Origin of the sequence: Streptomyces sp. NPDC051578 (assembly GCF_044454045.1) — a bacterium.
Classification (GTDB): Bacteria; Actinomycetota; Actinomycetes; order Streptomycetales; family Streptomycetaceae; genus Streptomyces.
The window spans coordinates 109,486-130,675 of sequence record NZ_JBITDH010000009.1 but is presented as its reverse complement, the minus strand read 5'-3'; the positions used below and the strand labels follow the sequence as shown (position 1 = coordinate 130,675).

Annotated in this window: 22 protein-coding genes; 7 read left to right on the top strand and 15 right to left on the bottom strand. The window is 72.9% G+C overall.

Features of this window, described 5'->3' with window-relative positions:
• Window positions 1-19: 19 nt before the first annotated feature.
• The gene (locus ACIA6C_RS28600; protein ID WP_399280147.1) at window positions 20-892 is read right to left on the bottom strand and encodes an alpha/beta fold hydrolase; all 873 of its coding nucleotides are present in this window, start codon (window positions 890-892) and stop codon (window positions 20-22) included.
• 336 nt (window positions 893-1,228) lie between these two features.
• Here ACIA6C_RS28600 and ACIA6C_RS28595 point away from each other — a divergent pair, with 336 nt between their 5' ends.
• Window positions 1,229-1,993, top strand: coding sequence for a GntR family transcriptional regulator (locus ACIA6C_RS28595; RefSeq protein ID WP_399280145.1), 765 nt, complete (start codon window positions 1,229-1,231; stop codon window positions 1,991-1,993).
• 231 nt (window positions 1,994-2,224) lie between these two features.
• On the opposite strand, the gene ACIA6C_RS28590 is transcribed toward ACIA6C_RS28595, so the two are convergent.
• The 3 genes from ACIA6C_RS28590 to ACIA6C_RS28580 form a co-directional block, all read right to left on the bottom strand.
• A complete protein-coding gene (locus ACIA6C_RS28590) occupies window positions 2,225-3,382 on the bottom strand; it encodes an ROK family transcriptional regulator (protein ID WP_366080693.1) in 1,158 nt (385 codons plus the stop codon).
• Between the two features lie 101 nt (window positions 3,383-3,483).
• Entirely contained in the window at window positions 3,484-4,134 is a 651-nt protein-coding gene (locus tag ACIA6C_RS28585) for a response regulator (protein ID WP_399280143.1), read from the bottom strand.
• Between the two features lie 4 nt (window positions 4,135-4,138).
• The gene (locus tag ACIA6C_RS28580; protein ID WP_399280141.1) at window positions 4,139-5,317 is read right to left on the bottom strand and encodes a sensor histidine kinase; all 1,179 of its coding nucleotides are present in this window, start codon (window positions 5,315-5,317) and stop codon (window positions 4,139-4,141) included.
• Between the two features lie 108 nt (window positions 5,318-5,425).
• On the opposite strand from ACIA6C_RS28580, the gene ACIA6C_RS28575 reads away from it, so the two are divergent.
• From ACIA6C_RS28575 to ACIA6C_RS28565, 3 genes are all read left to right on the top strand, one after another.
• Entirely contained in the window at window positions 5,426-6,340 is a 915-nt protein-coding gene (locus tag ACIA6C_RS28575; protein ID WP_399280139.1) for an ABC transporter ATP-binding protein, read from the top strand.
• A gap of 65 nt (window positions 6,341-6,405) precedes the next feature.
• Window positions 6,406-7,158, top strand: a complete 753-nt coding sequence (locus ACIA6C_RS28570; protein WP_399280137.1) for an ABC transporter permease — start codon at window positions 6,406-6,408, stop codon at window positions 7,156-7,158.
• Window positions 7,159-7,198: 40 nt separating this feature from the next.
• Entirely contained in the window at window positions 7,199-7,636 is a 438-nt protein-coding gene (locus ACIA6C_RS28565; protein ID WP_399280135.1) for a hypothetical protein, read from the top strand.
• Between the two features lie 33 nt (window positions 7,637-7,669).
• On the opposite strand, the gene mug is transcribed toward ACIA6C_RS28565, so the two are convergent.
• From mug to ACIA6C_RS28540, 5 genes are all read right to left on the bottom strand, one after another.
• The gene (gene mug / locus ACIA6C_RS28560; protein WP_366080697.1) at window positions 7,670-8,236 is read right to left on the bottom strand and encodes a G/U mismatch-specific DNA glycosylase; all 567 of its coding nucleotides are present in this window, start codon (window positions 8,234-8,236) and stop codon (window positions 7,670-7,672) included.
• Window positions 8,233-9,666: an adenylosuccinate lyase gene (purB, locus tag ACIA6C_RS28555; protein ID WP_190186974.1), complete on the bottom strand. Its 1,434-nt coding sequence runs from the start codon at window positions 9,664-9,666 to the stop codon at window positions 8,233-8,235. Before purB ends, mug begins: the two co-directional genes overlap by 4 nt.
• A 71-nt stretch (window positions 9,667-9,737) precedes the next feature.
• Window positions 9,738-10,529, bottom strand: coding sequence for an SGNH/GDSL hydrolase family protein (locus tag ACIA6C_RS28550; RefSeq protein WP_399280133.1), 792 nt, complete (start codon window positions 10,527-10,529; stop codon window positions 9,738-9,740).
• Between the two features lie 70 nt (window positions 10,530-10,599).
• Window positions 10,600-11,625, bottom strand: coding sequence for a hemolysin family protein (locus ACIA6C_RS28545; RefSeq protein WP_399280131.1), 1,026 nt, complete (start codon window positions 11,623-11,625; stop codon window positions 10,600-10,602).
• Complete coding sequence (locus ACIA6C_RS28540) at window positions 11,622-12,959, bottom strand: hemolysin family protein (RefSeq protein WP_399280129.1); 1,338 nt, start codon at window positions 12,957-12,959, stop codon at window positions 11,622-11,624. The genes ACIA6C_RS28545 and ACIA6C_RS28540 overlap by 4 nt, the downstream gene beginning before the upstream one ends.
• Before the next feature lie 217 nt (window positions 12,960-13,176).
• On the opposite strand from ACIA6C_RS28540, the gene ACIA6C_RS28535 reads away from it, so the two are divergent.
• Entirely contained in the window at window positions 13,177-13,602 is a 426-nt protein-coding gene (locus tag ACIA6C_RS28535; protein ID WP_399280127.1) for a GNAT family N-acetyltransferase, read from the top strand.
• Between the two features lie 83 nt (window positions 13,603-13,685).
• On the opposite strand, the gene ACIA6C_RS28530 is transcribed toward ACIA6C_RS28535, so the two are convergent.
• Window positions 13,686-14,351 carry a class I SAM-dependent methyltransferase gene (locus ACIA6C_RS28530; RefSeq protein ID WP_366080683.1) on the bottom strand — a complete coding sequence of 222 codons (666 nt, stop codon included), beginning with the start codon at window positions 14,349-14,351 and terminating at the stop codon, window positions 13,686-13,688.
• Between the two features lie 217 nt (window positions 14,352-14,568).
• Between ACIA6C_RS28530 and ACIA6C_RS28525 the strand changes: the two genes are divergently transcribed.
• Complete coding sequence (locus ACIA6C_RS28525) at window positions 14,569-15,219, top strand: hypothetical protein (protein WP_399280125.1); 651 nt, start codon at window positions 14,569-14,571, stop codon at window positions 15,217-15,219.
• A 195-nt stretch (window positions 15,220-15,414) separates the two neighbouring features.
• Here ACIA6C_RS28525 and bioD read toward each other — a convergent pair whose 3' ends face one another.
• The 3 genes from bioD to bioB are packed head-to-tail and all read right to left on the bottom strand — an operon-like array spanning window position 15,415 to window position 18,677.
• Window positions 15,415-16,134: a dethiobiotin synthase gene (bioD, locus tag ACIA6C_RS28520; RefSeq protein WP_399280123.1), complete on the bottom strand. Its 720-nt coding sequence runs from the start codon at window positions 16,132-16,134 to the stop codon at window positions 15,415-15,417.
• Window position 16,135: 1 nt separating this feature from the next.
• Window positions 16,136-17,446 (bottom strand): adenosylmethionine--8-amino-7-oxononanoate transaminase, encoded by a 1,311-nt coding sequence (locus ACIA6C_RS28515; protein ID WP_399280121.1) that lies wholly within the window; start codon window positions 17,444-17,446, stop codon window positions 16,136-16,138.
• Window positions 17,439-18,677, bottom strand: a complete 1,239-nt coding sequence (gene bioB / locus ACIA6C_RS28510) for a biotin synthase BioB (protein WP_361137599.1) — start codon at window positions 18,675-18,677, stop codon at window positions 17,439-17,441. Before bioB ends, ACIA6C_RS28515 begins: the two co-directional genes overlap by 8 nt.
• A 193-nt stretch (window positions 18,678-18,870) precedes the next feature.
• Here bioB and ACIA6C_RS28505 point away from each other — a divergent pair, with 193 nt between their 5' ends.
• Window positions 18,871-20,043 (top strand): 8-amino-7-oxononanoate synthase, encoded by a 1,173-nt coding sequence (locus ACIA6C_RS28505; protein WP_399280119.1) that lies wholly within the window; start codon window positions 18,871-18,873, stop codon window positions 20,041-20,043.
• A 3-nt stretch (window positions 20,044-20,046) separates the two neighbouring features.
• Here ACIA6C_RS28505 and ACIA6C_RS28500 read toward each other — a convergent pair whose 3' ends face one another.
• Both ACIA6C_RS28500 and ACIA6C_RS28495 read right to left on the bottom strand, forming a co-directional pair.
• Window positions 20,047-20,268, bottom strand: coding sequence for a DUF397 domain-containing protein (locus ACIA6C_RS28500; protein ID WP_399280117.1), 222 nt, complete (start codon window positions 20,266-20,268; stop codon window positions 20,047-20,049).
• 12 nt (window positions 20,269-20,280) lie between these two features.
• Window positions 20,281-21,165 (bottom strand): helix-turn-helix transcriptional regulator, encoded by an 885-nt coding sequence (locus ACIA6C_RS28495; RefSeq protein WP_366080675.1) that lies wholly within the window; start codon window positions 21,163-21,165, stop codon window positions 20,281-20,283.
• Between the last annotated feature and the right edge of the window lie 25 nt (window positions 21,166-21,190).

The window sequence follows — 21,190 nt, the reverse complement described above, 5'->3', positions numbered from 1 at the left end:
AACCTCGGGTGAACACCCGTCAGCTGATCACCGCTTCCGCGGGCGCGGGCGCGGGGGAGGTGATGCGCGCCGTGTCGAGGATGACCCGGGCGACGAGGGCCGGGTCGTCGTTCATCGGGACGTGGCCGCAGCCGGGGAGCCGGACCAGGCGGGCACCCGGGATGGCCTGCTTCGCGCGGATGCCCTGGCGGCGCGGGAGCAGCCGGTCGCGGTCGCCCCAGGCGATGGTGACGGGCAGTCCGGGGAGGTCGACGGTGAAGCGGACGGCGGCGCCCGCCGCCAGCGTCTGGTCGAAGCCGGTGGCCCCGCGCAGCGCCAGCGTCTCGGCGACCACGGCCTCGGGGGAACGGCGCGCCGGACGGGCGTAGATGCTGCCGGTGAGCGCCGCCCGGCCCGCGGCGGTGAGGGAGAGCCGCTCCAGCGCGGGGCGGGGCAGCGCCCTGGCTCCGGTGCGCATGGCGCGCAGGGCGGTGAAGGCGTAGCGGCGCTCGCCCGGCGACCAGAAACCGGCGGGGGACAGGGCCGTGACCGAGCGGACGAGGCCGCCGCGGGCCATTTCGAGCGCGAGCAGGCCGCCGAGGGAGTTCCCCGCGACGTGCGGGCGCTCGACGCCGAGCGCGGAGCAGAGCGCGCCGAGGGCCGGGGCGACGGTGGCCAGGTCGTAGGGGACGCCGTGGGGCAGCGGGCCCGAGAGGCCGAAGCCGGGCAGGTCGATGGCGATGACGTCGTGTTCGCCGGCCAGGACGTCGGTCACCGGGTTCCAGGCCTGGTGGTGGTGGCCGATGCCGTGCAGGAGGAGAAGCGGTTCGCCGGCGCCCTTGCGTTCGTAGGCGACGGTGGCGGTGCGCGGGCCGTGCGGCGAGTCGATGGGGAAGGAGACCGTGGCGGTCATGCTGCTCCTCGTCGGGTGGACGCGTGTGAGACAGGCTGTCAGTAATGACTACCGCTCAGTAGATGTCGAGGGCAAGGCGCCGCGGCGTGCTCTCGCGCTCACGCCCGCGCGAAGGCGGGGACGTCACGCGCGAACATCCTGTGAACGGCTTGCTACATATGCGCCACATACGCCCGATCTGCCCGGGGCGGGAGCGACCATTGGTCTTGACCAAGGTGGTGCGCCGTCCTATCGTCGCCAGGGATAGTGCAGGAACCTTTAATAAACAAGGGCGCGGAACTGCGGTGCGGAACTGCCGCTGGAATACGGCGTGCAGCGATTGCAGGAGGAGTCAGGGTGGGGACCACGCAGCTCGAATCGGTGCCGGAGCCGAAGTACTGGCACCTGAAGACCGTTCTCAGCGAGGCGCTGGACCAGGACTTCTCCGTGGGTGAGGTCCTGCCCAACGAGCGCGAGCTCGCCGCCCGCTTCGGAGTCGCCCGCGCCACCCTGCGTCAGGCATTGGAGCAACTGGAGCTGGAAGGCCGCCTGCAGCGTCGTCGCGGCGTGGGCACCACCGTCGCCCCGCCCCGGGTGGGCGTCGCCGTCGGCAGTACGGGCCCCAGCTGGCCGGGGGAGAGCGCCGACGGCTGGGAGAACGTGGACGCGGTGGAGGCCGTGGCGCCCGCCGCGGTCCGTACGCTGCTGGCCGCCGGGCCGGGCTTCGCCGCCGACCAGCCGGTGCACACGGTGCGCCGGACCCGCGTCACGCAGGGGCAGGTCGTGGCGGCCGAGCTGCTGTACGTGCCCGCCGGGTCCGTGCCCGGCCTCTCCGCCATCGACGCGCCGGCCGGTCCCGCGCGGGCCCGGGCGGTGCTGCGGGAGCTCCAGCGGCTCACCCTCGACGGGCAGGACCGCTCGGTGGAACTCGGCTCGGCCCGCGCCGACGACGCCAAGGAGCTGGACCGGCTGCCCGGCGCTCCCGTGCTGCTGGTGACCACCCGCTACTTCACCGCCGAGGGCACGGCCGCCGTCTCGGTGGCCACGTACCGCGCCGACACCTGCCGCCTGACCTTCGGCGACGCCGGAGTCGAAATCACGGAAACCCGCGCCGCCTCCTGACGCCAGGCCCGCCCGCCCCCGACCACCCGGCGGCCAGGCCCCGCCGCCGTCGGCACGTCGCCGCAACCCCGGCGGTTGAGACGTCCTCAACGGCGCTGGGCGGCCCGCGCGGTCGCCGCCCATGCCGGCTCGGGGCAAAGGTGTAACCCGGGACCGGACGGCGGCGAGCGGCACCGTTCGGCCGGGTGCGCAGCGGCGGTGGGGGCATGCCGCAGGACGTCGCGCCGGCTGTCAGCGGCGGCGGGCCGTCACCGTCTTCTCCACCGCGAACAGCTCTTCCTCCACGTGGTCCAGCGCCAGCCGCAGCGCTCCGGTGGCCACCGCCGCCTCACCGAGCAGCGACAGCTCCACCTTCGGCGGGCGCAGGCAATACCGTTCCAGCTCACGGCGCAGCGGTTCGAGGACCCCGTCGATGCCGGCCGCCCAGCCGCCGACCACCACCAGCTCCGGGTCCATCGCCAGAACCAGCGCCGCCACGTCGTGCACCAGCCGTTGCAGGAAGCGCTCCACCGCCGCCACCGCGCGCTCGTCCCCCCGCCTGGCCATCGCGAAGACCTCCGCGACCGCCGGCTCGTCCAGCGGGTGCAGCGGCTCGCCGGTGGTCGACAGCAGCCTCTCCGGCGTGGCCTCCCGTCCCAGCAGGTGCAGCGCGCCGATCTCGCCCGCCGCCCCGCCGAACCCGCGGTGCAGTCGGCCGCCGATCAGGGAGCCGGCACCGGGACTGAGCCCCGCCATCACGAAGACCATGTCGTCGGTGTCCCGTGCGGCGCCCTTCCAGTGCTCGGCGACCGCTGCGGCGTTGGCGTCGTTCTCCACCTGCACCGGGCAGCGGAACGAGCGCCGCAGCCGGTCCCCGAGCGGCAGCCCCGTCCAGCCGGGCAGTGCCGTCCCGAGGCGGACCGTGCCGTCCGCCTCCACGATGCCGGGGCTGCCGACGCCCACCGCCCTCAGTGAGTCCCGGGGCACACCCGCACGCCGCAGCAGGTCGGCCACCGCCGCGCGGACCCGCTCCAGCCGCTCGTCGGCCGAAGCCGACTCGGCGACGTCCTTGGTGCCCGCGCCGATCACCCGCCCGTCCAGCCCGGACAGAAGGACGGCGACCCGGTGGGAGCCGATCTCGATGCCCAGCAGGTGACCTGCCTCGGCCCGGAAACGGAACCTCCTGGCCGGCCGGCCCTGCCGCCGCGCACCTTCCTCGGCGTCGGCCTCGACGACGAGCCCGGCCCCGATCAGCCCCTCGACGACTCCCTCCACCGTAGGCCGAGACAGGCCGGTCACCCGGGTGAGGTCGGTGAGGGTCGGTGATCCGGCCGCCCGCAGGGCGCGCAGCACCACGGCCGAATTGATGCGCCGGAGCAGAGAGGGATCCCCGCCGGTCAGCTGCCCCAACGTGTGTCCTCCCAGCTAGCGGCCCTGTCAGCCGGATCGTACTGCGCACCTGGTGCGGCGGCGAGAAGCGGCCCCCCATCGGCCGGATCCACGCGGTCGTCTCAGGCCGGGGAGACGAAGCCCGACTCGTACGCCGTGATGACCGCCTGGGTGCGGTCACGTGCACCCAGCTTCGCCAGGATCGCGCTGACGCGGGACTTGACCGTCTCCGTGCCGACGATCAGTTCGGTGGCGATCTCCACGTTGGTCAGCCCGCGGGCCATCAGCCGGAGCACCGCCTCCTCCCGCTCGGTGAGCGCGGCCCGCTCCAGCAGCGTCCGGGCCTTGCGGTTGCCGTATTCCGCCGCCAGGGCCCGTACCGCGGCCGGGAAGAGGAGGGTCTCCCCTTCCGCGACGAGCCGTACCGCGTGCACGATCTCCGACGGCCGGGCTCGCTTCAACAGGAACCCGTCGGCGCCGGCACGCAGCGCCTGGTAGACGTACTCGTCGTTCTCGAAGGTGGTGACCACAAGGATCTTCGGTGGTGCCTCCACGGAGCGCAGCACCGCCCGCGTCGCCTCGATGCCGTCGAGCAGTGGCATCCGCACGTCCATCGCCACCACGTCCGGACGCAGTTGCCGCACCAGCGGGACCACGGACGCCCCGTCCGCCGCCTCGCCGACGACTTCGATGTCGGGCTGGGCTTCGAGAACGGCGCGCAGGCCCGCACGCACCAGGGGTTCGTCATCGACGAGCAGTACGGTAACCGGCATCCCATCAGGGTATTCGCTCCAGCGGAAGCCGGGCGCGCACCCTCCAACGCCCCTTGTACGGACCGGTCTCGGCCTCCCCGCCGAGCAGCGCGGCCCGCTCCCGCATCCCTCGCAGGCCGCTGCCGTTGCCCGTGATGACGCTCGGCCCGTCCGGCAGCGGGTTCGACACCTCCAGGTCGAGCCGGTCCGGCCCCCTCTCGACCCGCACCCGGACGGGTACGGGCCCGCAGTGCCTCAGCACATTGGTGAGCGCCTCCTGGAGGATCCGGTACCCCTCCCGGGTGACCGGACCCGGCAACGTTTCGAGCGGGCCTCGCAGTTGGACATCGACCTCCGCCCCCGAAGCCCGCGCCGACTCCAGGAGCCGGTCCGCCTCGGCCAGGGTGGGACGCTGGGACGGAGGCTGCGCCGACTCCCGCAGGACCAGCAGGACCCGCTCCAGGTCCTCCAGGGCCGCCCGGCCCGTCTCCTCGATCGCGCACAGCGCCCGCTCGGTGAACGCGGGGTCCCCGGCGGCCCGTGCCGCGCCGGCCTGCATGACGGCGACGGTCAGTGCGTGCCCGATCGAGTCGTGCAGCTCCCGCGCCATCCGGGTCCGCTCCAGCAACTGCTCCGTTCTGGCCTCCAGCGCCGACACCCGCTCCGCCGCAGAAGGCCCCAGCAGCCGGCGGGCGATCGCAGTGATCATCTCGCCGAGCAGCACCACGATGACGATCAGCAGGGCCAACGGAAGGGGTGACAGCATGGCGGCCGCCCAACGCGGTGGGGTGGGGAACGGCACCGTCTGCTCCGCCCCCGACGGGTGGCCGACCGCGATCGCCAGGAGCTGGATGCTGAGTATCGGCAGGGCGACGGTCGCGAACATGGCGCCCCCGGCGACGACCAGCCGTATCTCCAGCCACAGCAGGGTCCGCCACCGGTCGCCCCAACGCGCCGACGGGACCGTGGTGATGCCGGCGGCCACCGAGTCGCCCTCGTCCGGCGTCAGCAGGAACCGGGCCTGCAGTCCCTCGGCCAGCCGGACCCACGGCACGAAGCCGAACGGCACGACGATCAGCAACGGGACCCACGGCATGTCGGGCGAGATGAACATCCAGATCGCCAGCAGCAGCAACGGAACACAGAGATGCAGCCAGCGGGAGTACGTCACCGCCTGGAGCGGTGCGCGGAGCAGTCGGTACATGGCTTCATCGTGACAGCGCCGGGGTGCCGGGCGTCTCCCCCACGTGGGGGAGACGGCACCCACGCACGGGGGAGGATGAGGGCGGGGGCCGACGGCGAGTCTTGAGGCATGAACCGCATCGAGATCCGCGAACTGACCAAGGACTACGGCACCACACGGGTCGTGGACCACCTCACCTTCGATGTCCTGGCCGGCCGTGTGACGGGCTTCCTCGGCCCCAACGGGGCGGGAAAGTCCACGACGATGCGCCTGCTCCTCGGGCTCGACCAGCCGACATCCGGCGCCGCGACCATCGCAGGCACCCGCTTCACCGAACTCCGGCAGCCGCTGCACCAGGTGGGCGCCCTGCTCGATCCGCAGGCAGCCCATGGGGGCCGCACCGCACGGGACCACCTCCTCGCCCTCGCCGTCAGCAACGGTATTCCGGCGAGGCGGGTGGACGAGGTACTGGAACAGTGCGGCATCGCCTCGGTGGGCCGCCGCCGGGTGAAGACGTATTCACTCGGCATGCGCCAGCGGCTGGGCATAGCCGCGGCACTGCTCGGGGACCCCGCGGTACTGCTCCTGGACGAGCCGACCAACGGCCTGGACCCGGAGGGCATCATCTGGATCCGGGAGCTGATGCGGAGCTTCGCCGCCGACGGGCGCACGGTCCTCGTCTCCAGTCACCTGATGGCCGAGACCGCCTCGTTCGCCGACCACCTCATCGTGCTCGCGCAGGGCAAGCTGCTCGCCGACAGCCCCATGAAGGAGTTCATCGACTCCCGTAGCTCCCCCCGGGCGCGGTTGCGGACCTCCGAGCCGGACCGGCTGCGCGAGGCCCTGGCCCGCGAGGGCTTCGGACTCCTGGCCGCCGAGGACGGGTGCTGGACCGTCGACGGCATACGGGCCGAAAGCCTCGGCGCCATCGCGGCCCGCCACGGGGTGCCGCTGCTGGAGCTGGCGGACGAGCGGGCCTCGCTGGAACAGGCCTACCTCGAACTCACCGCGGGTCACGCCCAGTTTTCCGCGACGCCCGCCTGATGTCCCGCGATCGCCGATCCCGGTACCTGATTCCTCTACCCCTGCCCTTGAACGGAGCCACCGTCATGACCGCAGCGAGCCTGCCCACCGTCCCCGTGCTGCACTCGGAATGGATCAAGATACGGTCCGCCCGCGCGGCCCTCGGGTCTCTCATAGCCGTGCTCCTCACCACCGCCGCGATCACCCTCCTCGTCGCCGGAGCGCTCAGTGCGGGGCAGGAGGACGCGCTGGGAGACGACCGGCTCGCCGGGGCCTTCTACGGCATCAACTTCGGGCAGATAGCGGCCGTCGCGTTCGGCGCTACCGCCTTCGCCGGTGAATTCCGCGACGGAGCCTTGCGGGTCTCGCTGACCGCCGTGCCCAACCGCAGCCGGCTGTACCTGTCCAAGAGCGCGGTGGTGGCCGTACTGGCCTTCCTGATCGGGGAGATCACCGGCCTGGTCGCCTTCGTCGCCGGACAAGCCTTCATGGGGGAGCGAGCCCTGGGCATCGGGGACCCGGGGGCGCTGCGCGCGGTGTTCGGCAGTGGTGTCTATCTGATGCTGATCGCCTTGCTGTCGGCCGGTCTGACGGCGCTGGTGCGCAGTGGCACCCTCGTGATGAGTCTGCTCATACCCTTCCTGCTGATCCTGCCCTTCGTCATCGGCCAGGTTGCGGGCGGGGCGGGGCAGTTCATGCCCGACCGGGCGGGGCAGCTGGTCATGCGCATGGAGGCGGAGGGGTCGCTCGGCCCGTGGAGCGGGCTCGGGGTCGCCGCGCTGTGGTCGCTGGCGGCCCTCGGGGCGGGATGGCTGGCGATGCGACGTCGGGCGGCGTGACGCGGGGCCAGTTGTCAGTGCCCGCCGAGATACTGACGCCATGACCACGGCAGAGCATCTCGACACGATCGACCGGCTCCGGGCGCAGGTGTTTCCTCCGGAACCGGTCTGGTCCGGCCGGCACAGCAGTGGGCCGGGATACCACTTGGTCCAGCTCGTGGAGACCCGGGACTTCTGGGAGGACGACGGCTCGGGGCGGATCGAGGCGGCCGACCAGATCAGTGCCGAGTACGGGGCGCTGGAGCAGGCGCTCACCGATCGATGGGGAAAGCCCCAGGTCTTCACCCTCGAAGGGGCGATGCACCGGGGGCTCGACGGGGAGGAGATACCGCAGCCTTGGGAGGAGCTCAGCAACAGCACCGACCACGTACATCTGTGGCGGGCCGAGGACCGGTGGCTCGTGGCCTACGTCGCCTACGGGGAGGCGGAAGACCCGTTCCGGCTGATGGCCGGCGTCACTGTGATCGACCCGCCGTAGCCCCGGCCACAGTCAGGCATCAGGCATCACGCATCAGGCGTCAGGTGCCCGGTCGACGGCCTCGGTGGCCTCGGCGGCGGCACGGAGGCGGGCGTACTCCTGAGCCATGGTCGCTGCCGTCCAGTGGGCGTTGAGGCCACTGGGGTTGGGGAGGACCCAGACGCGGGTGGCGCCGATGGTGCGCTCCTGGGGGCCGATCTTGGCCTTGGGCTCCTGAAAGGCGATGCGGTACGCGGTGACACCGACCACGGCCAGCCACTGGGGGCGCAGGTGCTCCACCTTGGCCGTCAGGATGCGGCCGCCCTCCCGGTACTCCTCGGCGCTCAGTTCGTCGGCGCGGGCCGTGGCGCGGGCCACGACGTTGGTGATGCCGAGGCGGTAGGTCAGCAGCTCTTCCTGCTCGGCGGGGGCCAGCCGGCGCGGGGTGAAACCGGACAGGTGCAGGACCGGCCAGAAGCGGTTGCCGGGGCGGGCGAAGTGATGGCCCGTCGCGGCGGAGAGGAGCCCCGGATTGATCCCGCAGAAGAGCACGCGCAGACCGCCCGCGACCACGTCGGGGACGACGCGGTCACGGGCGGCGTTCAGCTCGTCGGGGGTCAGAGGATCGACCCCGGCGTGTACCCGGCGGCCTCCGGGTGCTGCTTGGCGATGTCCTCGATACGGGAGACCACCGTGGCGACCTGGTCACCGGCGGCGCCCGTGAAGGACAGCTTGTCGGCCATCAGGGCGTCGAGCTGGGCCCGGTCCAGCGGCATCCGCTCGTCGGCGGCCAGCTTGTCCAGGAGCTCGTTGCGCTCGGCTCCCTGCTCGCGCATGGCGAGGGCGGAGGCCACTGCGTGCTCCTTGATGACCTCGTGGGCGGCCTCCCGGCCGACCCCGGCCCGTACCGCGCCCATCAGCACCTTGGTGGTGGCGAGGAAGGGCAGGTAGCGGTCCAGCTCTCGGGCCACGACCGCCGGGAAGGCGCCGAACTCGTCCAGGACGGTCAGGAAGGTCTCCAGCAGGCCGTCGAAGGCGAAGAAGGCGTCCGGCAGCGCCACGCGGCGGACCACGGAGCAGGAGACGTCGCCCTCGTTCCACTGGTCGCCGGCCAGCTCGCCGGTCATCGAGGCGTAACCGCGCAGGATGACCATGAGGCCGTTGACGCGCTCACAGGAGCGGGTGTTCATCTTGTGCGGCATCGCGGACGAGCCGACCTGGCCGGGCTTGAACCCCTCGGTGACCAGCTCGTGGCCGGCCATCAGACGGATCGTCTTGGCGATCGAGGACGGGGCGGCGGCCAGCTGCACCAGGGCGGTGACCACGTCGTAGTCGAGCGAACGCGGGTAGACCTGGCCGACCGAGGTGAAGGCCTGGGCGAAGCCGAGGTGGGCCGCGATCCGCTGCTCCAGGTCGGCGAGCTTGGCGGCGTCGCCGCCCAGCAGGTCGAGCATGTCCTGGGCGGTGCCGACCGGGCCCTTGATCCCGCGCAGCGGGTAGCGGGCCAGCAGGTCCTCCAGGCGGTCGTAGGCGACCAGCAGCTCGTCGGCCGCGGTGGCGAAACGCTTGCCCAGGGTGGTGGCCTGCGCGGCGACGTTGTGGGAGCGGCCGGCCATGACCAGCTCGGCGTGCTCGCCGGCCAGTTTGCCGAGGCGGGCGAGGACGGCGACCGTACGGTCGCGGGCCAGCTCCAGGGAGAGCCGGATCTGGAGCTGCTCGACGTTCTCGGTGAGGTCGCGCGAGGTCATGCCCTTGTGGACGTGCTCGTGGCCGGCGAGGGCGTTGAACTCCTCGATGCGGGCCTTCACGTCGTGCCGGGTGACCTTCTCGCGCTCGGCGATGGAGGCGAGGTCGACGGTCTCCAGGACGCGCTCGTAGTCGGCGAGGGCGGCGTCCGGGACCTCGATGCCGAGGTCCTTCTGGGCGCGCAGCACGGCGAGCCACAGCCGCCGCTCCAGCGTCACCTTGTACTCGGGGGACCACAGGACGGCGAGCTCCGCGGAGGCGTAGCGGCCGGCCAGGACATTGGGGATGCGGGGCTTGGCTGTCACGTGTAGGGATTCTACTTGGGCCTCCGCTGTGTGTTTACGCAGGTAGGGGACCCGTCCCGGATTGTGCCTTGCTACGAGAGCCGGTCGGGCGCCCAGGCCTCGTACGGCAGCAGCTCCGAGCGCTTGGCCGCCCGGCCGTCGCCGGAGGAACGACCCGTGATCCGGCGACCGATCCAGGGGAGCAGGTGCTGCCGGGCGAAGCGGAAGTCCTCGGTCCGGCGAACGGACCAGCCGGGGGCCGCCGAGGGCGGCAACGGGGCCCGCCAATCCGCCTCCGGAGGCAGGCCCAGCGCCTGCCAGACCGCCTCCGCCACGCGTCGGTGGCCTTCGGCGGTCAGGTGCAGCCGGTCCACGTCCCACAGCCGGGGGTCCGCGAGCACCGGGGCCCCGTACAGGTCCACCAGCAGCGCACCGTGCCGGGCGGCCAGCTCCTCCAGGATGGCGAAGAGCTCCTCCATCCGCGGGCGGAAACGTTCCATCACCGGCCCGTCGCGGCCGGGGGAACGCATCAGGACCAGCGTCCCGCACGTGGGGGCGAGGAGCTCCACGGCCTCCTCCAGGTGCCCGCGCACCCGGCCCATGTCGACCTTCGGGCGCAGCGCGTCGTTCAAACCGCCCACCAGGGTCACCACGTCGGCGCCCATCCCCGCGGCCAGGGGCGCCTGGTCCCGGGCGATCTGCCCGATCAGCTTCCCCCGGACCGCGAGGTTCGCGTACCGGAAGCCCGGCTCCCGCGCCGCGAGACGCGCGGCCAGCAGGTCGGCCCAGCCCCGGTAGGAGCCGTCCGGGAGCAGATCGGACATGCCCTCGGTGAAGGAGTCGCCGATCGCGACGAGACTGGTGTAAGACGCATTCATCTGCATGGCGCAGCGATGCTACCGCGCGGTATCCCCGTTCCGCACGGCCGTGCGGAACGGGGACGCGACGCTGGTCTCACGCCGTGGCCGGCCTGCCGAACAGCTCGCGCAGGACGTCCTCCATGGTCACCAGACCCGTCAAGGCGCCGCCCGGCCCCTGGACGGCGGCCAGGTGCGTGCGGCTGCGCCGCATCGCGGTCAGTACGTCGTCCAGCGGGGTCTGCGCCCGTACCTGCGCGATCGGGCGCAGCGCGGAGGCCGGGAACGGCTGGTCCCGCTGGGTCGCGTCCGCGTCGAGCGCGTCCTTGACGTGCAGGTACCCGAGGATCTTCTGCTGCGCGTCGATCACCGGGAAGCGGGAGTAGCCGGACGTGGCGGCGAGCCGCTCCAGCCCCGCCGGGGTGATGTCCGCGCGCGCCGGGACCACCCGTTCCGCGGGCAGCACCACATCGGTGACCGGCCGTCGGCCGAGTTCCAGGGCGTCGTGCAGTCGGGCGCTCGCCCGGACGTCGAGCAGCCCCGCGGCACTGGAGTCCTTGACCATCCGGGCCAGTTCGTCGTCGGAGAACGTGGCCGAGACCTCGTCCTTCGCGTCCACCCGGAGCAGGCGCAGGATGAGGCTGGCGAACGCGTTGATCGCGAAGATCGCCGGTTTCAGCGCCCGCGTCAGCGTCACCAGCGGCGGCCCCAGCAGCAGCGCCGTCCGCACCGGCTCGGACAGCGCCACGTTCTTCGGCAGCATCTCGCCGAACAGCATGTGCAGGTAGGTCGCCAGGGCCAGTGCGATCACGAACGAGACGGCGTGCGTCAGCCCGCTCGGCACTCCGAAGAAGTCGAACACGGGCGCCAGCAGGTGGGCGATGGCCGGCTCGGCGACCACGCCCAGCACCAGGGTGCACAGGGTGATCCCCAGCTGCGCCGCCGCCATCAGCGCCGACACGTGCTCAAGGCCCCACAGCACCGCCCGGCCGCGCCGGTCGCCCTGTTCGGCGTACGGCTCGATCTGGCTGCGCCGCACGGAGATCAGCGCGAACTCCGCGCCCACGAAGAAGGCATTGACGACCAGGGTCGCCAGGCCGATCAGCAACTGCACCACGGTCATCGCGCGTCCCCCGCATCCTCGTCACCGGCGGCCGCGGGCCGGCACAGCAGTACGCGGGCCGCCCTGCGTCCACTCGCGTCCACCACGTCCAGGCGCCAGCCGTCCAGCTCCAGGCTGTCCCCGACCTGCGGGATCCGGCCCAGCTCGGTCGCTATCAGCCCGGCCAGCGTCTCGTACGGGCCGTCCGGCACCCGCAGGCCGATCCGCCGCAGCTGATCGGTGCGCGCGGCGCCGTCGGCCGAGTAGAGCGGCCGGCCGGAGGCGTCCGTACCGGCCGGAGCCAGGTCCGGCGTCTCGTGCGGGTCGTGCTCGTCACGGACTTCGCCGACGACCTCCTCGACGATGTCCTCCAGCGTGGCCACCCCGGCCGTGCCGCCGTACTCGTCGATCACCACGGCCATCGTCTGCTTGCCGGAGAGCCGGTCCAGCAGCCGGTCCACCGTGAGCGACTCGGGCACCAGCAGCGGCGCGCGCAGCAGCTGCGACACCGGGTAGCCGTGCCGTTCCTCGGCGGACAGGGCCAGGACGTCCTTGATGTGGACCGTGCCCACGACGGTGTCGAGGCTGCCCCGGTACACGGGGAAACGGGACAGGCCCGTCGCCAGGGTCGCGTTCGCCACGTCCTCGGCGGTGGTCTGCACGTCGAGGGCGGTGACCTGGACCCGCGGGGTCATCACGTTCTCGGCGGTCAGGTCGGCCAGGTTCAGGGTCCGTACGAACAGTTCGGCGGTGTCCTTCTCCAGGGCTCCCGCCTTCGCGGAGTGCCGGGCGAGGGCGACGAGCTCCTGCGGACTGCGTGCCGAGGCGAGTTCCTCGGCCGGCTCCATGCCGAACCGGCGGACCATGTGGTTCGCCGTCCGGTTGAGCTGGCTGATCAAGGGCCGGAACGCCCGGCTGAACACGCGCTGAGGGGTGGCCACGCGCTTCGCGATGGCCAGGGGGGAGGAGATCGCCCAGTTCTTCGGCACCAGCTCGCCCACCACCATCAGGACCACCGTGGACAGCACGGTGGCGAGCACCAGCGCGGTGGAGGAGGCGGCGCCGGCCGACAGGCCCATGGCCTGGAACGGACCCTTGAGCAGGGCGGCGATCGACGGCTTGGAGATCATGCCGATGACCAGGCCGGTCACGGTGATGCCGAGCTGTGCACCCGACAGCTGGAACGTGAGGCTGCGGACGGCGGCCAGGGCGCTCTCGGCCCCCCGCTCACCGCGCTCGACGGCCCGTTCGAGCTCTCCGCGCTCGACGGTCGTCAGGGAGAACTCGGCCGCGACGAAGACCCCGCAGGCGAGGCAGAGCAACAGCGCCAGGAGGAGCAGGAGCACTTCGGTCATCGGTCGGTCACCTCCGTCCCATGATCGGTCAGGAGGAGGGGTGTCGCGCGGTGTCGCTTCGACCCGGGTCGTCTACGGGTACTGGGGGGCTCGCCCATGGGCGGACGCTCACACCTTTCGGTCGTCGGTCGAGTGGACGGTTCCCGACAATGGTAAAGGAGGGGCAAAGGGTAAGCCCGTGGTTTTGGGCCGATCCGCCGGATGATGGGATCACCGGATGAGTGATCTTGACATCGTGACCGCTTCGGCCGCCGACCTCGCAGCAGTCCTCGACTTCTGGAAGGCGGCCGCCGCGGGCACGAGCATCAGCGACGATCTCCCGGGCGTCGAACGGCTCCACGCCCGCGATCCCCGCTCCCTGCTCCTCGCCTTCCGCGACGGCGAGCTGGTCGGCACCGTGATCGCCGGGTTCGACGGCTGGCGCTGCCACCTCTACCGGCTCGCGGTGCACCCGGGGCACCGGAGACAGGGCATCGGCACGGCACTGGTGGCCGCCGCGGAGGAGCGTTTCTCCGCTCTCGGCGGCCGGCGTGCGGATGCGATGGTGCTCGACCGCAACCTGCGGGCGCACGCCGTGTGGGAGGCGGCCGGGTACCACCCCGAGGAGCAGTGGACGCGCTGGGTCAAGCCGCTGAACGGCTGACACCGGCTGCTCGCCCGACGGCGCCGCGCTGCCACGACCCCGCGGTGCCGCCGCGTCGCGCTGCCACGACCCCGCGCAGCCGCTCAGTCGACGCCCCGTCGGGCCGTCCCCAGGACGCAGTACGAGGTCGGCAGCGCCGGCCCCCGCTCGGGCAGGCGGAAGGTCCGCTGCGAGACGATCCGGAAACCGGCGGCCTCGATCGAGGCCAGCGGGTCGCGCGCCGTGTGGCAGTTGCCGAACAGGCGCGGCCAGACGGTCCGGTCCAGCGTGCGCTGGACGGAGGCCATGCCCGGCCCCGGCGCCAGACCGTGCTCGAAGAAGCGCAGCTCGCCGTCGGGGCGCAGCACGCGGTACAGCTCGGAGAGGGCCCGAGGCAGGCTCCGTACGGTGCACAGCACGAGGGAGGCGACCGCGGCGTCGAAGGCCTCGCTCTTGACCGGGAGGGCCTCCGCGACGCCGGGCACCAGATCCACCGGCACCTCCGCGCGCAGCGCGGCCGCCGCGGCACGCCGGCGCAGGATGCGCTCCGGTTCGACGGCGACGACCTCGGAGACGGCGCGGGGGTAGTGGGCGAAGTTCAGCCCGTTGCCCGCCCCGATCTCGATGACGCGGCCGGAGACCCCGTGCAGGAGCTCACGCCGGACGGCGGCGATACCGCCCCGCGCGTCGGCGGTGGGACTGACGCGGGCGTAGAACCGGGCGAAGAGGGGGTGATGGACGGAATCCGAGCTGAGGGGTGAAGTGGGCATGACGGGCCTCCGGGCGGGTGCGACGGGTGCGTGTGCCCTGCCGGGCTGTTCCCCGTCCAGGCGGCCCACGAAACCGGCGGCGGGCGGTACCGGCCGCGACAGTGGGGCAGTTGGGCCGCGTGCGGTGAGTACGCGTACTCATGAACCCGGGCCGGGCCGTACGGATAATCGGACGATCCGGCCCCTGCCGGGGGCTGCCCCAGGACGTGGAGACCAAGTGAAGTTCCGTACCGACCCGGTCCGTACCGTGCTGCTCGCGGCGGGACTGCTCGCGTTGACCGCCTGTGGGACCACACTAGCCCCGGGCGCCGGTTCGGGTGCGGCCGCGTCCGCTGCTCCTTCCGCCGCCCCGCCCACGGCTCCTTCCGCGACGCCGGGCGTCGACTACGCGGCGCGGGCCGCGGCCGCGGTGGAGCGCCACGACAAGCTGTTCCCCGAGATCGCCGCGCGGTGTGCGGGCAAGTCCGAGACCCTCCCGACCCGGGCGAGCACGCCGGCCGGACTGCCGACGGATCCCGAGGCGCGCAAGTACGCCGAGAACCACGGGTACAAGACGCAGGCCGCGCTCACCCCGGCGGGCCAGTGCCGGGGCGAGGCGCATGCCGCGCGGATCAAGGCGGCGCTGGACGGCTCCGGCGGCAAGGGCGCGCCGCGCACCGCGGAGGAGCTCCGCGGCCTGCTGACGGGGATGGGCTACCGGCTGGACAGCGGGGATGTGTACGGGTCCGGGCCGCAGAACCTCACGTTCGTGCTGTCGGTCCCGGAGAGCGGGCCCTGCGTCACGGGATATCTGGGCACCCCCGTGAAGATCGAGGCCCACGGGGCGTACCTGGAGGGCGGCTGCCACGAGCCCCGCGGCGGCCACTGAGGCGCGGTCCCGGCCGGCCCGCAGTCCGCACCAGCCGCGCGGCGCCCGGCCAGGTACCTCCCGCAGCGCCCCGCCGAACCAGCGGCGCGGCGCCCGGCCAGGTACCTCCCGCAGCGCCCCGCCGCACCAGCCGCGCGGCGCCCTGTCAGGCCTGCCGGGCGGCTCCCGAAATCCCCGCGGCCCCGGCCCGCCCCGTCAGGCGGGCCAGGCCGCCGAAAACGCCTCCGCCGACCAGTCGCCGTACAGCGGCGGCGCGAGCCAGCCCGGCGCCGCGGCCCGGAAGCCGGCGGGCGTCAGCGCGCCGGAGCCCTGCGGGACCGCGCCGAGCAGCGGCAGGCCCGACACCTCGGGCAGGTCGGCCAGGTTGCAGCGCGAGGCAAGGTCGGGGGAGGCCGGCCAGCTGCCGATCACCAGGCCCGGCGAGCCGAGGCCCCGCGCCCGCAGCGCCTCCGCTGTCAGGGCCGCGGAGTTGAGCGTGCCGAGGGCCGCCGGGGCGACGACCAGGACCGGCGCGCCGAGCAGCCGCGCCGCGTCGGCCAGCGTGTGCCCCTCCTCGTCGAAGCGGACCAGGAGACCCCCCGCGCCCTCCACCAGGACCAGGTCGTGCGAGGCCGCCAGCTCCTGCGCCGCCTCCGCGACGGCGGCGGGGGACAGCGTCGGCAGGCCGGATCGGCGGGCAGCCGTGTCGGGCGCCAACGGCTCGGGGTAGCGGGCCAGTTCCAGCGCGGTGACGGAGGGGCCCGCGAGGCGCACCACCTCCGCCGCGTCACCCGGCTCGTCCGGCCCCACGCCCGTCTGGGCCGGTTTGAGGACCGCCACCGACCGGCCTGCGGCCACCGCCGCGGCCGCGACCGCCGAGGTCACCACCGTCTTGCCGATCTCCGTGCCGGTGCCCGATACGAACAGGATCGTCATGTCAGCCCTCCTGCGCCGCCGCGCGGACGGCACGGCAGATGCGGGTCACATCCGCGTCGCCCGTCACGAACGGAGGCATCGTGTAGATCAGGTCGCGGAACGGGCGCAGCCAGACGCCCTCGCGCACCGCCGCCCGCGTCGCCGCGGCCATGTCGACCTCGTGGTCGAGCTGGACCACGCCGATCGCGCCCAGCACCCGTACGTCCCGCACCCCGGGCAGGGCCGCGGCCGGGGCCAGGCCCTCCAGCAGGCCGGTCTCGATCCGCTTGACCTCCGCCGCCCAGTCCTGGCTCAGCAGCAGCTCGACCGAGGCCAGCGCGACCGCCGTGGCGAGCGGATTGCCCATGAAGGTCGGCCCGTGCGCCAGGACCGGCACCTCGCCGCGCGAGATCCCGTCGGCCACCCGGGCCGTGCACAGCGTCGCCGACAGGGTGAGGTAGCCGCCGGTCAGGGCCTTGCCCAGGCACATCACGTCGGGGGTGATGCCCGCGTGGCCGGCGGCGAACAGGGCGCCGGTGCGGCCGAAGCCCGTCGCGATCTCGTCCAGGACCAGGAGCACGTCGTACTCGTCACACAGCTCCCGCAGCACCCGCAGGTAGTCCGGGTTGTGGAAGCGCATCCCGCCCGCGCCCTGCACGACCGGTTCCACGATCACGGCGGCCAGCTCGTGCGCGTGCGCGGCGATCAGGGAGCGCAGGTGGGCGGCGTACTCCGGGTCCACCGGGGTATCGAAGCCGCCGGGCGGGACGTCGGCGAACACCTGCCGGGGCAGCTGCCCCGACCACAGTTCGTGCATCCCGCCTTCGGGGTCGCAGACCGCCATCGGCTGCCAGGTGTCCCCGTGGTAGCCGCCGCGCCAGGTCAGCAGCCGGGTCTTGCCGGGCCGTCCGACGGAGCGCCAGTACTGCAGGCACATCTTGACGGCGACCTCGACCGAGACCGAGCCCGAGTCGGCGAGGAAGACGTGCTCCAGACCGTCCGGGGTGATCTCGACCAGCTTCGCCGCCAGCCGGACGGCGGGCTCATGGGTGAGCCCGCCGAACATCACGTGCGACATCCGCCCGAGCTGGGCGGTGACGGCCTCGTTCAGCACCGGGTGGTTGTAGCCGTGGATGGCCGACCACCAGGAGGACATGCCGTCGACCAGCTCCTCCTGCCCGTGCGCCGGGGCGCCGAGCCGCAGCCGGACACCCGCGGCGGAGGAGACGACCAGCGGCTCCTGCCGCCCGGGCATCGGACCGTACGGGTGCCAGACGTGCTGCCGGTCCAGCGCGAGCAGACCGGCGGTGGAAAGGGGGTGCTGGTCAGGCATTCGGGGCGAGGTCCGTTCCCGCGCCACGGCGGCGTACCGCCACCAGGTCCGGGCGCACCTCGCCGGCTTCCGCCTGGGCGGGGGCGGGGGCCTCGTGCTCGGCGTGTCCCGAGCACCCGCCGCACGCCGAGCCGCAACCGGGCGCGTCCGCGGAGTCCGCGGGGGCCGATCCGCACGGCGAGCCGCCCGCGGCGCCCGAACCGCAGCCGCCGGCCGCCCCCTGCTCCGAGCGGTGCGCCGGGAGGGTGGTCGTACCGGCGCCCTCCACCTCGAAACCGGCGTCCGCGATCATGTCGAGGTCGGCCTGACCGGCCTGGCCCTCACTCGTCAGGTAGTCGCCGAGGAAGATGGAGTTCACCAGGTGCAGGGCCAGCGGCTGCATGCTGCGCAGGTGCACCTCCCGGCCGCCCGCGAGACGGACCTCGACGTCGGGGCAGACGAACCGCACCATCGCCAGGATCCGCAGGCAGCGCTGCGGGGTGAGGTTCCACTCCTTGGCCAGCGGGGTGCCCTCGAAGGGGATGAGGAAGTTGACGGGCACCGAGTCCGGGTCGAGTGCGCGCAGCGAGTAGACGACGTCGACCAGGTCCTCGTCGCTCTCGCCCATGCCCGCGATCAGGCCGGAGCAGGCGGACAGGCCCGCCGCGTGCGCCTTTTGTACGGTGTCGACCCGGTCCGCGTAGGTGTGCGTCTTGGTGATCTGACCGTACGTCGCCTCGGAGGTGTTGAGGTTGTGGTTGTACGCGTCGGCGCCCGCGTCCTTGAGGCGTTCCGCCTGGCCGTCGGAGAGCAGGCCCAGACAGGCGCAGACCTCGACGCCCTCGTTCTGCTCCTTGATCGCCTCGATCGTCTTGCCGACCCGCTCCACGTCACGGTCCGTCGGACCGCGTCCGCTCGCCACCAGGCACACGCGCTTCGCACCGCCCGCGACCCCGGCCGCGGCGGCCTGCGAGGCCTCCTCGGGCTTGAGCCAGGTGTACTTGAGGATCTCGGCCTTCGATCCCAGGCGCTGGGAACAGTAGGAGCAGTCCTCCGGGCAGAGCCCCGACTTGAGGTTGACCAGGTAGTTCAGCTTCACCCGCCGTCCGAACCACTGGCGGCGTACCTTGCCGGCCGCGGCCACCACGTCGAGCAGTCGGTCGTCGGAAGTCGCCAGTACGGCGAGTGCCTCTTCGCGGGTCGGCAGCTCGCGCCGCAGCCCCTTTTCCACCAGGGTGTTCAGCAGGTCCATGACGCCGATCCTGGACCACACGACCACTCACGGCCAAGGAGAGATCGCACAACATCGCCCGAACCGAGTGTGTGTATCGCCACACCGGGTGCCCGCGCCTGGGCAGCTAGGGTCGAGAAACCGTCCGGCCCGGATCCGCCGGACACCCCGTAGCAGGCCTGTGGACAGCCGACAAAACACGAGGACCCCGCCGATGCTCCAGCACCCCCCCGAGCCCGTGGACGTCTTCGGCTGGATCGACGAAGCGGAACGGGCCCGCGAGCGGGCCGGGCTCGTGCGGACGCTGCGTCCGCGTCCGGCTTCCTCGCCGCTGATGGACCTCGCGAGCAACGACTACCTGGGCCTGACCCAGCACCCCGAGGTCATCGCCGGTGCCGTGCGGGCCGCCGAGCGCTGGGGCGGCGGAGCCACCGGTTCCCGCCTGGTCACCGGTACCACCGAACTGCACGCCGCGCTGGAGCGCGAACTCGCCGCGTTCTGCGGCTTCGAGGCCGCTCTGGTGCTTTCGTCCGGTTACGCGGCCAATCTCGCCGCCGTCACCGCGCTGAGCGGCCGCGGCACGCTGGTGGTCTCGGACGCCGGGAACCACGCCTCGATCGTCGACGGCTGCCGGCTGTCGCGCGCCGACATCGGCGTCATCGCGCACGGGGACGTCGACGCCGCACGCAAGACGCTGGCCGGGCACGAGGGCCGTTCCGTGCTGGTCAGCGACTCGGTGTTCTCCGTGGACGGGGACGCCGCCCCGCTCGCCGGCTACGCCGCGGCCTGCCGCGACGAGGGGGCCGCTCTGGTCGTCGACGACGCCCACGGGCTCGGCGTCCTGGGTGAGGGCGGCCGGGGCGCCCTCCACGCGGCCGGTCTCGCGGGCGCGCCCGGCGTGGTCGCGACGATGACCCTCTCGAAGTCGCTGGGCAGCCAGGGCGGCGCCGTCCTCGGACCGGCCAAGGTGATCCGGCACCTCGTCAACACGGCCCGCAGTTTCATCTTCGACACCGGACTGGCTCCGGCCGCCACGGGCGCCGCGCTCGCCGCCCTGCGCCTGCTCGGACGGGAACCGGAACGCGCCGCGCGGGCGCGGGAGGTGGCCGCCCTGCTGCACGGACGGCTCACCGCGTCCGGCCTGACCGCGGCCCGGCCGGACGCGGCCGTGGTGTCGGTACGGGCCCCGTCGGCTTCGGCGGCACTGCGCTGGGCCGCCGACTGCCGCGAGGCAGGTCTGTCCGTGGGGTGCTTCCGGCCGCCGTCGGTTCCGGACGGCGTCTCCCGGCTGCGGCTGACCGCCCGGGCCGATCTCACGGGGGACGAGATCAGTCGGGCCGTCGCGGTGATCCTGCGTACCGCACCCGCGGGAGCCACGGACCGCTGAGCGTCACGCCGGGGCGTCCGCCCGAACCGAGTCGAGGAAGCCGCACCAGGCGGGTCCGGTGAAGAGTACGGCCGGCCCCTCCGTGCGCTTGGAGTCCCGGACGGCCAGGAGACCGCCACTGAGGGCGGCCGCTTCCACGCAGTTGTTCATTCCGGTGCTGCGGCTGCTCCGCCGCCACCGCGCGCCGATCAGAAGTCCGCTGGTGGATAAGGGGGTTGCGGACACGGGGGTGCCTCCTTACGCGTCGTCAGCGATAGAGCTGATCAGATCCGACGAGTCCTGGGGCGGGAGGGCGTGCGCCTGGATGGTGCGGAACGCGGCGCTGTACGCCTCTAGGTCTTCCTTCCGCTCCAGGTAGAGGCTACTCGTCAAATGGTCGAGGACCACCACATCCAGATCGGCGATGTTCGGAAATGAGAAAATGACGAACGGTCCGGTCAGGCCGAGATGCCCCCCCACGCTGAACGGCAGTACCTGCAACCGCACTTGTGGCAGGCGTGCCACCTCCACCAGGTGCCGCAACTGCTCCCGCATCACTCCCGGCCCGCCGATCTGCCGGCGCAGCACCGCCTCGTCCAGCACCGCGCTCAGCTCGATCGGGGGGTCGGCCCGCAGCACCGACTGGCGTGCCAGGCGTACGTCGACCAGCGCGTCCACCTTCGGTTCCGGCAGCCCGCCGAGCGCGGCCCGGGTCACGGCGCGGGCGTACTCCGGGGTCTGCAACAGACCCGGAACCACGGAGAGTTCGACGGTACGGGCAGAGCGGGCCCCCGCCTCCAGGCTGATGAAGTCCCGGTACTCCTGGGGCAGCAGCCCCCGGTAGTCGTGCCACCACTGGCGCCCCGGCGAGGGGTCGGCCCCCGCCCCGGGGCCCGCCGCCGAGGCCCCCAAGGCCTCCAGCAGCGCCCGCTGCTGGGCACTCACCACGTCCCCGTAGGCGTCGAGGAGGAGGCGGATGTCCTCGGTTTTCACGCCACTTCGACCCGTTTCGATACGGCTGATTTTCGACTGGTGCCACCCCACCAACCGGGCGGCCTCACCACTGGTGAGACCGCTGCGGTCACGGAGCGCACGCAATTCCTCGCCCAGCTTGCGGCGGCGTACCGCGGGACCGTGCTGCATACCCGCTCTCCTTCCCACCGGCACA